Origin of the sequence: Paenibacillus ihuae (assembly GCF_001368795.1) — a bacterium.
In the GTDB taxonomy this organism is placed as follows: domain Bacteria; phylum Bacillota; class Bacilli; order Paenibacillales; family Paenibacillaceae; genus Paenibacillus_AQ; species Paenibacillus_AQ ihuae.
This window is the reverse complement of record NZ_LN831198.1, coordinates 477,613-488,608: the sequence shown is the minus strand read 5'-3', so window position 1 is coordinate 488,608 and position 10,996 is coordinate 477,613. Positions and strand designations below refer to the sequence as shown.

General features: G+C 48.3%; 8 protein-coding genes, 2 tRNA genes and 2 pseudogenes. 4 read left to right on the top strand and 8 right to left on the bottom strand.

Annotated elements, in window-relative coordinates; all coding sequences use genetic code 11:
• The 4 genes from AQR02_RS02270 to AQR02_RS02255 form a co-directional block, all read right to left on the bottom strand.
• On the bottom strand, window positions 1-634 hold a 634-nt coding region (locus AQR02_RS02270), incomplete at its 3' end, for a carbohydrate ABC transporter permease (protein WP_209444111.1).
• Window positions 634-1,533, bottom strand: coding sequence for a carbohydrate ABC transporter permease (locus AQR02_RS02265; RefSeq protein ID WP_054939207.1), 900 nt, complete (start codon window positions 1,531-1,533; stop codon window positions 634-636). The genes AQR02_RS02270 and AQR02_RS02265, both read right to left, overlap by 1 nt.
• 75 nt (window positions 1,534-1,608) lie before the next feature.
• Window positions 1,609-2,952: an extracellular solute-binding protein gene (locus AQR02_RS02260; protein ID WP_054939206.1), complete on the bottom strand. Its 1,344-nt coding sequence runs from the start codon at window positions 2,950-2,952 to the stop codon at window positions 1,609-1,611.
• Window positions 2,953-3,026: 74 nt separating this feature from the next.
• Window positions 3,027-3,689 (bottom strand): GntR family transcriptional regulator, encoded by a 663-nt coding sequence (locus AQR02_RS02255; protein ID WP_054941956.1) that lies wholly within the window; start codon window positions 3,687-3,689, stop codon window positions 3,027-3,029.
• A 515-nt stretch (window positions 3,690-4,204) separates the two neighbouring features.
• On the opposite strand from AQR02_RS02255, the gene AQR02_RS02250 reads away from it, so the two are divergent.
• From AQR02_RS02250 to AQR02_RS02235, 4 genes are all read left to right on the top strand, one after another.
• Entirely contained in the window at window positions 4,205-5,758 is a 1,554-nt protein-coding gene (locus AQR02_RS02250) for a PTS transporter subunit EIIC (RefSeq protein WP_054939205.1), read from the top strand.
• On the top strand, window positions 5,736-6,587 hold the full coding sequence (locus AQR02_RS02245; RefSeq protein ID WP_054939204.1) for a PRD domain-containing protein: 852 nt from the start codon (window positions 5,736-5,738) through the stop codon (window positions 6,585-6,587). Before AQR02_RS02250 ends, AQR02_RS02245 begins: the two co-directional genes overlap by 23 nt.
• Window positions 6,588-6,805: 218 nt before the next feature.
• On the top strand, window positions 6,806-8,257 hold the full coding sequence (locus AQR02_RS02240) for a glycoside hydrolase family 68 protein (RefSeq protein ID WP_054939203.1): 1,452 nt from the start codon (window positions 6,806-6,808) through the stop codon (window positions 8,255-8,257).
• An 84-nt stretch (window positions 8,258-8,341) separates the two neighbouring features.
• Window positions 8,342-9,880: a glycoside hydrolase family 32 protein gene (locus AQR02_RS02235; RefSeq protein ID WP_054939202.1), complete on the top strand. Its 1,539-nt coding sequence runs from the start codon at window positions 8,342-8,344 to the stop codon at window positions 9,878-9,880.
• An 11-nt stretch (window positions 9,881-9,891) separates the two neighbouring features.
• Here AQR02_RS02235 and AQR02_RS30960 read toward each other — a convergent pair.
• From AQR02_RS30960 to AQR02_RS33405, 4 genes and pseudogenes are all read right to left on the bottom strand, one after another.
• A pseudogene (locus tag AQR02_RS30960) lies at window positions 9,892-10,046 on the bottom strand (PhnA domain-containing protein); the annotation flags it as partial.
• 208 nt (window positions 10,047-10,254) lie between these two features.
• A tRNA-Leu gene (locus AQR02_RS02230) sits at window positions 10,255-10,337 on the bottom strand.
• Between the two features lie 3 nt (window positions 10,338-10,340).
• Window positions 10,341-10,415 (bottom strand) — tRNA-Glu (locus tag AQR02_RS02225).
• 172 nt (window positions 10,416-10,587) lie between these two features.
• Window positions 10,588-10,996 (bottom strand): annotated as a pseudogene (locus AQR02_RS33405) (alanine dehydrogenase); the annotation flags it as partial.

Genomic DNA, 10,996 nt, shown 5'->3' with positions numbered 1-10,996 from the left:
CGACCGTGGTCAGCACCGGCACGGCGATCGGGAAAATTATACGGAACATGGTTCCGCTGAAGCTTAGGCCGTCGATGGCCGCTGCTTCTTCAATCTCTCTCGGAATGCCGACCACATAGCTGCTGACCAACATGATGGGAAGAGACAGGTTAAAGGCAATATACGGGATGATCAGCGTATACCACTCGTCTGCCAAGCCAAAATTCTTAAATAACAGATAGATCGGGACAAGCAGCGCATGAATCGGCACCAGCATGCCAAACAGGTAGTAGAAGATCATTGCTTTCTTTCCCTTGAAGTCCAGCCGGGCCGAGATGTAACCTGTTACGAACGAAATTGCCGTAATGCCGATAACCGACAGGAGTGTCACCCTCGTGCTGTTCCATGACAGCTGGAGCATATTCGTGATCTTGATCGCTTCCAGATAATTTCCAAACTGCGGCGCACTAGGCAGGCTGAGAATGTTATTGGCGAATTCCGCCTGTGTCTTCAGGGATGAATATCCAATCCAGAGCAGCGGTATAATGCAGCTGGCGGTAAAGAGCAGCATTAATGCGTTTACCACCAGCTTAGCCGGACCAGGAAGCAATCTGCGGGAGCTGCGCTGCGATTTTAATTCCAGTTGGAGTTCCATTAATACGAACCTCCCTTTTGATTCTCCCGGCGCTGAAGGGTCAGGGTGGATAGCAGGATCATAAGCATGGTGAGTGCAATAATGGCAATAGCCAGTGCAGAACCATAGCCATAACGGAAGCGCAAGAACGAAGTTTGGTACGCATACAGCGCCATCACTGAGGATGCGTTGCCCGGACCGCCTCCGGTCAGTGCGTAGATATGCTCGAAGCCGCGCATATTATTGGCGATGCAGAGCAGAGAGGCAACGACCAAGGTTGGCCTGGCCAATGGAATGATGACATACCAGGCTTTGCGTATACCCGTAGCCCCGTCCAGCTCGGCAACCTCCAGAACTTCCTTGTTAATCGACGACAGTCCCGCCAGCATTAGCAGTGTAAAGAATCCGATGTTTTGCCAGGACAGAGGAATGGATACGAGCAGTACAATCGGACCTGTCAGATCGAGCCAGGATTGCACCAGGTCACCCAGACCGAGCTTGGTCAATCCGGCGTTCAGCAGTCCGTAGTTATAGTTGTAGATCAGCATCCAGAGGAATGCGATGATTACAGGAGCCAGTGTGGATGGAAAATAACTCATCGTCCGGTGCAGTCCCTTCAGCTTGACCATTTTGGACATCAGCAGCAGTGCAAAAATAAAAGCGAGCCCTACTTGTCCAATCAGGCCATATACCGTCATAAGCACATTGTTCAGAAAGGAATGCCAGAACACCTCATCCCGAAGTAGCTCCATGTAGTTCCCTATGCCGATAAACGTTTTTTTGGGGCCTCCCGTCCATGAGTAGAAGCTGTAACGGAAAGCGGAAAAAATGGGAACCAGCACAACAAAGGAATATATTACAAGTCCCGGAAGCAGATATGCCAGAAGCACCCAGCCCTTCGGGCGCAGCGCCTTGCCCATGTCCTCACCCCTCTAAAAATAATCTCCGGAATCCGGCTTTATCCCGCTCTCACCCTAAATGCATCTTGGTTCCGGTTAAGGATTGGCCAAAAAGGTCTCATAGGCCTTCTGGGTTTCCTGGGCCAGCTGTTCCGGTGTACTGGACCCCGCCATAACGCCTTGAATCCCGGTATTAATGACTTCGACAATCGAGGCATCGAACCAGAGGTCGAAGATTTTGGTCGCTTCGGCTGCCGCGCTGGCCTCATAAGCTGCGAGCGCTACCGGATGCAGCTTGGCCGTATCGAATGCTCCGGGGTCATAGGCCGGGAAACCTCCGACTTCCGCCATCAGCTTTGCGCTGCTGGAACCGGTCATATAATCGAGCATGGTGATGATGGCGTCTAGCTTCTCACCCGCTTGTACGCCGGCATTGACGCTATAATAGACGCCGGCACCTCCGGATGAACTCAGCGGATTGCCCAGTCCGCCGTCGACGCCGGGGAATACAGCTACTCGCGTGGCGGCAGTTATTTCTTCCGGTGCATTGTTCACAACGTTCATAGCTGACCAGATGCCGCTGACGAATGCTGCGGAGCGGCCTTCAAAATAATAGTTGACCATTGTATCGGTATCAACAGAATTAAGATCCTTGTTCAGGTAACCGGCTTTGGCCAGATCACTCATTATACCGATCGCCTGTACGAAGCCCTTGTCTGTGAATTTCGCTCCGTCTCCTGCCAGGATCGACTCGGTCCATTCCGGTCCGTTTATCCGGTCGGTCAAGGCACTAATCCAGCTGGACAACGCATAACCCTTGGACTTGTCCCCATATGAAAACAGGTTAATGCCCTTCTCCGCCAGCTTTCCGCCCGCGTCCTTCAACTCCTGCCAGGTCGCCGGGAACTGGTCGTACCCGATCTCAGCGAACATATCTGCGTTGTAATAGATCAGATGGGTAGGCCCGGCCGCAATTGGAATGCCATACACCTGGCCTTCGCGTGTTCCGGCATCCAGGGTGCCTGTCCGGTAACCATCGCGCCACTCGGCATGCTTGTCCAGCTCGGCGTTCAGGGGGAGTACGATTTCGTTATCTACGAAATTGGTCATCCATGAGCCGGGGACGATGAATACATCGGGCATGTCATCGGCCGCTGCCAGCGCCTGGGCCTTGATGGAGTAATCCTCATTTTGAAGCTGCTCTTCAACGACCTCGACATTCGGATAATCTGCACGAAACCGCTTCAGCCCGTCAAGCACTGCAGTATCCTCCGGGCTTTTGCCGATATTGGAGTCCTGGTATCTGTGCATAAGTGTGATCGTGATGGTACTGCCGCTTCCGTTTTCAGCCGCTGCTCCCTCATTTGCTTCGCTTCCGCAAGCGCTCAGTACAGTCGCTGCGGCTGTCATCATACCCAGCATGAATGCCCGTTTTTTCAAATCTCCCCACTCCTTTGTATGCATTTTCCGATTGTTTGGCATCCGAAATTGTATACAATCTGGTCCAAAAAAAATCACTTATGAAAAATCTCTTTGAAATTCAGAACATTGGTCGTCGTTTCGGTAAAATTCAGCGAACGTTCGATCTGCCAAAGATGCTCTTCCATAATATGAGCCGCCTGTTCTCCGTCCTGACGCAGAATGGCCGCCATTAACTCCTCATGATCATGGCAGAAGCTCTGATTCGTCCCGTAGAGGGAAATGATGACCGAAGTGAGTGAGATCAGCTCCTCTAAAAAATGATAGTAATAATAGTTATCCGCCAGCTCTGCCAGCTTTAGATGTATATCTACTGTGACATCCAGCGCCCCGACAATATCACCTTCATGACTAGCCTCATGCTCCTCCCGGATAAGAATCTCCAGCGGGGCCAGTTGCTCCGGCTTCACGATCGTGCACAGCTTCCGGACCATTGACGTTTCGATGACCCGCCGCATTTCAAAGACCTCTCTCGCCTCGTCAACACTGGGACATGAGACAAAGGCCCCCCGGTATGGAATGACTGTAACCAGCTTCTCCATCGCCAGTCTTCTTAGAACATTCCTTATGGGCGTACGGCTGACCTGAAAGGCTTCAGCCAGCGCATCCTCAACCAGCTGTGTGTTCGGTAGCAGCTTGTGTTGCGTGATTGCGAGTTTAATGTCCCTGTAGATCTCCATCTCCTTTCTTTTAGTCATATCCGGCATCACTCCGTCTCTCATTAGAGATATAAGCTAATCAAGAATGGATTCTTAATTGAATACAATGATAGTTTTAATGTATATTAACGTCAATATATGTAACACATTTTCGGAAAAATGCACAATAAAATCTCTATTCATCTCACCAATCAAGAAAAAAGCGCCATTTAATGCACAAAAACTAACATACACAATAAAAAATCCGCTTCAAGTCTATAAAGTTACATAAACATAACATTAAGAAAAATAAGAGTCGTGCAAACATGTATAGACTGGACTCTCCACTTCTGCACTTGGCCATCTCAAGCTTGATGAAATTAAACCAATGCACATTTGAAGTTCACTGGAGGAATTTGTATGGGAATTACTGACCATTGATTTTGAAATTGATCAATGTCAAAATAGGATTATTCCTATAAAATAGGTTACGAATTTGTAACCTTCAGTGGACCTTTAAGGTCTTTTTTATTTTTTTCAAAAGCTGTTGCTCAGCATATGTAGGGAGGATTGAAATGGAGAAAAAGAATCCCCCGTCTGACCAGAACGGAGAAAGCCCCAGGGAGAGCCGCGGTTCGGCGCGGGAACTGGCCGAGCGTCTAATTGAGTTGTCGGGTGGACCGGATAATGTGGCAGAAGCCTCTCACTGCACGACACGTATTCGGCTTAAGCTGAAAAACAGTTTAACGGCCGATGAGGCCGGCCTTACCGGCCTGCAGGAGGTTCAGAGTGTATTTGTCCGAACCGGGTACCTGCAAATTATACTGGGACCGGCCATTGTCATCAAGATACACCGTCAGATCGTCCGTATTCTTGAGGAACATATGGTATCCCCAAAACGGGAAGAAGAACAGCCTGGCGGTTTGCCGGAACAGATAGAGCAGGAAGCCTTTAATATACCGGTTTCTGCACCGGCCCCTTCCTTGCAGGACTGGAAAGAGCGTGTGCGGATAACCTGGGGCAACAAGGGCCTGATCCGCCGGATTATGGATGCAGTATTCCTCTTTTCCGATATTGTTGTGCCGATGATTCCGCTCTTTGTAGCGGTTGGCCTGCTGCTGGGCTTGCTCGGAATCGTACAAGCCTTCGGGTGGGTACCACAGGACAGCATCTACGTTCAAACCCTGTCGCTGTTAACGGGTTCCGCTTTTCAAGGTATGGCCGTAATGTTCGGTTATCAGGCAGCTAAAAGGCTGGGAGGCACCCCGCCGCTTGGCGCTGCAGTCGGCCTTCTAATGACCCGGCCCGATCTGATCTGGACAACAGAATCGCCCGGTGAGCAGATAGGCCGGATGGGTATTCTTACCGCACCCCAGTTCGGCTATCAGGGTACCGTGATTCCGATTATTCTTGCTGTATTACTGATGACTCTTGTAGAGAAGAGCCTTCGCCGGATTATTCCTTCATCTGCCGCCATTATGGTGATCCCCTTTCTAAGCTTCATCATTGGCGGCAGCCTTGGCATTCTGGTCATTGGTCCTCTTGCCACGGAACTGGGCGGGGTTCTTAGCAGCTCTCTGGAGCATGTATTTAAGTACGGAAGCACCGTATTCGGGCTCCTGCTTGGCGGAGTTTACAGCACTATCGTAATGTCCGGGCTGCATCAGGGCATACAAGCCATTGAAGTCGGACTGATCTCCAACCCCGAAATCGGGGTTAATTTTCTGCTGCCTATCTGGTCCATGGCGAATATTGCCCAGGGCGGTGCCGGACTTGCGGTATATGTTCTGACAAAGGATGACGCTTTGAAAAAAATAGCGCTGCCCGCCTCATTTACCGCCTTTCTGGGCGTTACGGAACCGATTGCCTTCGGCGTAAACCTGAAGCTTGGCCGTCCCTTTCTGGGCGCTGCTGTTGGCGGAGCCACAGGAGGTGCTTATGTAGCTTTTCATCAAGTGGTAGCCAATTCATTCGGGTTGACCGGCATTCCGATGATTGCATTTATCGTACTGCCCGGATATATAAATCTAATTCATTATCTGATCGGGTTTCTGCTAGCGGCGGGTACAGCCTTTGCGGTTACTTGGATTCTTGGGGTGGAAAATCATGAAAATCAAAAAAATTCTTAATAATAACGCGGTTGTTGTAGACGACCTGGGAGAAGAAAAGATTGTCATGGGTTCAGGCATTGCTTTTCAAAAGGGAAAAAACGATATTGTTGACAGGGCCCGTATTGAAAAAATATTTATCATGGATGATCTGGACCAGTACAGCCACCTTCAGGAAATGCTCCGGACACTGCCTGAAGAGGAAATAGAGGTGTCGGAGCAAATTATTTCGTTCGCCGAGCGTGAGCTGGATGTAACGTTTAATAAGCATATCCATATTGCGCTAACGGATCACCTTTCATTCGCCCTGGAGCGGATCGGAAAGGGAATCGCGATTCAGAATACGCTTCTCGATGAGATACGGATTCTATATCCGAGAGAGTTCCAGATCGGGCAGCATGCCAAAAGAATGATCTGCGAAAAACTGCAGGTAGATATTCCTGCGGACGAAGTCGGCTATATTGCCATGCACATCCATACTGCCTGGAAAAATGCCGGGGCTCACGGTACAAATGAGGATAAAACGGCACTTATCCGTGATATTGCTGACGGCATCGGACAAGCCGCCGGCGTTCCGCTCGACCGGGGTTCCGCAAGCTATGAACGTCTGATCACCCAACTCGAGAATATCCTGCAAACGGATGAGGCGGGCAAGCTGCGAAACGAACTGAACTCGGAAATCGTGTCCATTGCCAAAGAGCGTTACACGCAAACTTTCTCTCAGGCAGCCCGGATCTGCGATGAAGCAGCAGAAGATTACGGGTATACTTTTACCGACAGCCAGATCGTGTTTATCGCTATGGAAATTAACCGGATAAAGACTAGATTTAATGATTCTCTTACGCTATAGTGTAACAAAAAGGACTTTAGACCTATATAATTCCTTCATAAAAACGTTATAGAATAGCCGTGACAAAAAAATATGTCGGGATTGTTACTGTTAAGCAGGCAAGACCTAAAAATCCGTAAGGGATCGTTTACTATCACTGTAAACCCCTTTAGGAATTTTTAGGTCTTTTTTATGTTTACCAGGATCCTAAAAAAACGAAGCGGAAAAGGAGACAGGATATGAATATCAAAACGTTTGTGAGACAGACAACAGCAGCAACCTTTGCAACAGTTTTACTGGTAGGCGGCGGCGCTTCCGCTTTTGCAAAACAAAGCACGGACTACAAGGAAAGCTACGGCTTCTCCCACATTACACGCGCAGACATGCTGAAATTACCTGAGCAACAGACCAGCGAACAATTTAAAGTCCCGCAATTCGATGCTTCAACAATCAAGAACATTCCTGCAGCAGTAAAGTACGATGAATATGGCAACAAGATTAATATGGACGTATGGGACACCTGGCCGCTGCAAAATGCGGATGGAACCGTGGCAGACTATAAGGGATATAACATCGTGTTCGGTTTGGCGGGTGATCCGAAGAGAGGGTCGGACACTTTCATTTACCTGTTCTACAAAAAAGCTGGCGACAACTCCATTGAGAGCTGGAAGAATGCCGGCAGAGTATTTAAAGATACCGACAAATTAGGTCCAGACGATTCCATCCTGAACAACCAGGCGGAAGAATGGTCAGGTTCGGCAACGTTAACCTCTGACGGGGAAGTGCGATTGTTCTATACCAACCGTCATCCTTGGGCGCCTGAGCAGGGATTCTTCGGCAAACAAACCCTGACAACCGCTCAAATCAATGTATCGCAGCCAGAAGCCGGCCTGCTTAAAATTGACGGCGTGGAAGATCTCAAATCCATCTTTGACGGCGACGGTAAAAACTATCAGACGGTTAATCAGGCATTCGGTGCCGGAGACTATTCCGATAACCACACGCTCCGGGACCCTCACTATGTGGAAGATAACGGCCGCAAGTACCTTATCTTTGAAGCCAACACCGGTACAGAAACGGGCTACCAGGGTGAAAATTCCTTCTTCAATAAAGCTTTCTATGGCGGAAGCAACGTCTTCTTCGAAGCCGAGAAACAGAAATTGCTGCAAAGCCCTGACAAGAAGTTCACGTCCATCGCTAACGGTGCACTGGGTATCATCGAGATCAATGATGACTTTACGCTGAAGCAAGTAATGAAGCCGCTGATCGCGTCCAATCTGGTCACGGATGAAATTGAGCGGGCTAACGTATTTGAAAAAGACGGCAAGTGGTACTTGTTCACAAGCACAAGAGGTGCCAAGATGTTCATTGAAGGAATCGATAAAGAAGACATATACATGCTTGGTTATGTAGCTGATTCTTTAACCGGACCCTATAAGCCTTTGAACGGTACAGGCCTTGTACTGCATCAGGATCTTAACCCTTATGACGTCACATGGACCTATGCTCACTTTGCCACTCCGCAGGTGGAAGGCGATAATGTCGTCATTACCAGCTACATGACAAACAGAGGCTATTTCGCAGATCACCAATCTACTTTTGCACCGAGTTTCCTGCTGAATATTAAAGGATCCAAAACTTCGGTGGTCAAAGACAGCATCCTTGAACAAGGACAAATTACGATCGAGTAGGTTAAATATTTTTGAATAACTATAAAAGAGAAAATGCCGACTAACCATCGGCATTTTCTCTTTTTAATAGACAGCGGGGTATTCATGAACACAACCAGAAGATTTCGTGCACGGCTAATCGTACTTATTCTATGTGCAGGCAGTTTGATTCTTATCCTATACAGTTTCTTGCCCCCCACCCACAAGAAAGATCAGCAAACTTACCGGGCCAACTATCATTTTACGGTTCCGGACCATTGGAAAAACGACCCGCAGCGGCCAATCTACCAGGATGGAAAATATCATTATTACTATCTCTACAATCGTGATTATCCACATGGAAACGGAACGGAGTGGCGGCATGCGACATCAACGGATTTGGTACACTGGAAGGATGAAGGAGTAGCCATCCCAAAATATACGAACCCGAACGGAGACCCGTGGTCAGGATCAGTGGTTATGGACGGGAACAACACAGCCGGGTTTGGAAAAAACGCTCTTATAGCGATTGTTACACAGCCCTCTGCGGATGAAGGAAAACAGGAACAATACTTATGGTACAGCACGGATAAGGGAACAACGTTCAAACCTTACAGCGATAAGCCGGTACTCCCAAATCCGGGTACAACCGACTTCAGAGATCCAAAGGTCATTTGGAATTCTGAATCTCATAGATGGGTTATGAGCATGGCAGAAGGAACAAAAGTAGGCTTCTATGAGTCTTCCAACTTAAAGGATTGGAAATACACCGGTGCTTTTATTACGGAAAATATAGGGCTTGTGGAATGCCCTGACCTCTATCTTATGAGAGCAATTGACGGCACCAATAAATGGATACTTGGAGTTAGCGCAAATGGCAAGGCGGCCGGTAAACCCAATACCTATGCTTACTGGACAGGCGACTTCAATGGGAAGGAATTTAATGCAGATTACAGCGAGCCGCAGTGGCTGGATTATGGATTTGATTGGTATGGAGCAGTAACCTTCGAGGATGGGAACAGCAGCGATAAGTACAGTCACCGATTTGCTCTGGCCTGGATGAATAACTGGAAATATGCCCATGAAACACCGACACTGCGGGAGGGTTTTAATGGTATGGACTCGATTGTCCGCCAGATAATGCTTCAGCAGGGTAACAACGGTAACTATCGTTTGGTTTCACAGCCTGCCCATGCCTTGGAGCATTTAACGCAGGCCACAGACTATTTTAATCAAATTATAGTTAACGGCACGCACACCCTTCCTGTAACCGGTGATTCGTACAAGCTGGATGCCGATCTGTCATGGTCTGAACTTAAGAATGCGGGAATAAGGGTTAGGGAATCGCAGGGTAGAACCCGTCATGTAGATGTGGGAGTGTTCATTACCGGCGGTTACACTTATGTAAATAGAGCTTATACAGGACAACCGGACAAGAGCGGACAATACCTGGAGAGCAGGGCTCCCTTTGATGTGAGCAAGAAGAAGGTTCACCTGAAGATATTCGTAGATAAGACAAGCACCGAGGCCTTTATTGATGACGGAGCCGTTGTTTATTCCAGTGTCGTATTTCCGAAACCGGATGATAAGGGAGTCACTCTGTTTTCCGAGGGGGGTACCGCGATTTTCAGGGATGTGAGGATACAGCACTTTATCTCTGAGTAATCGTAGCGTCACTAGCTTTTACTTATACCTTTTTTTACAAACTCAGACTTTAAGCTCATTACTCCAAAACCGTCGATCTTACAATCGATATTATGATCGCCACCAACCAGACGAATATTTTTGACTTGGTGCCTATTTTTACGACGGAGGAGTTTCCTTTGACCTTGCCCCTCGTAAGTGTACCCTGAGTTGCATTTGGGGCAGGTTTATGGGCAATATTCTAGATTTTCAATCTCTCCAGGATATCCAGTTTTGTCTAGTCGCATAATAAATTCCGTCAACAAAGTCAAAACAGAACGTTATAAGAGTTACTTAATACAATAAAAAAGAAAAAAAACCTTGAATCATCAAGGTTTTTTGACTTTTACATATTATGCGGTAGAGAGGACTCGAACCTCCACGGGTATACACCCACTACCCCCTCAAGATAGCGTGTCTGCCATTCCACCACTACCGCATATGGTGACTCGTATGGGATTCGAACCCATGTTACCTCCGTGAAAGGGAGGTGTCTTAACCCCTTGACCAACGAGCCATGCTTAGCAAGTTATGTTATTACCACAACAAAAATGAGTATATCAAACCCCGGACAATTTGACAAGCTTTTTTTGAATAAAAGTTTACGGGAAGTAACGGCCGGATCAGAAACCGCTCTCCCCGCTCAACATGCTACCTGACTATTAAAGAATACTGACTTTTTCTGTCTGCTATACGCCATACACAGCCAGAGATGCCACACCGTCTACTGCCTCATATCCGAGACTTTGTGCAACCGCTGCATTCGTCACATGTCCGGCGACGACGTTTAGCCCGCGGGCAAGCGCCGGATTTTCCAGCACCGCTCTATGGATACCACGATTAGCAATTTGCAGTGCATAAGGCACCGTCACATTGGTGAGTGCAAGCGTGGAGGTGCGGGCAACCGCTCCCGGCATGTTAGCCACAGCATAATGCACTACCCCATGCTTCACATAGGTAGGATTCTCATGGGTAGTAATCCGGTCAATGGTCTCAATGGACCCGCCCTGGTCAATCGCTACATCCACAATAACCGAGCCTTCTCCCATCTGCTGCACCATATACTCTTTTACTAGCTTCGGTGCACGGGCACCGGGG

Bases quoted from the DNA above. Each gene is read 5' to 3' on its own strand.
- AQR02_RS02265 (WP_054939207.1), bottom strand. From the start codon at position 1,533: ATGGGCAAGGCGCTGCGCCCGAAGGGCTGGGTGCTTCTGGCATATCTG.
- AQR02_RS02255 (WP_054941956.1), bottom strand. From the start codon at position 3,689: ATGACTAAAAGAAAGGAGATGGAGATCTACAGGGACATTAAACTCGCA.
- AQR02_RS02250 (WP_054939205.1), top strand. From the start codon at position 4,205: ATGGAGAAAAAGAATCCCCCGTCTGACCAGAACGGAGAAAGCCCCAGG.
- AQR02_RS02245 (WP_054939204.1), top strand. From the start codon at position 5,736: ATGAAAATCAAAAAAATTCTTAATAATAACGCGGTTGTTGTAGACGAC.
- AQR02_RS02240 (WP_054939203.1), top strand. From the start codon at position 6,806: ATGAATATCAAAACGTTTGTGAGACAGACAACAGCAGCAACCTTTGCA.
- AQR02_RS02235 (WP_054939202.1), top strand. From the start codon at position 8,342: ATGAACACAACCAGAAGATTTCGTGCACGGCTAATCGTACTTATTCTA.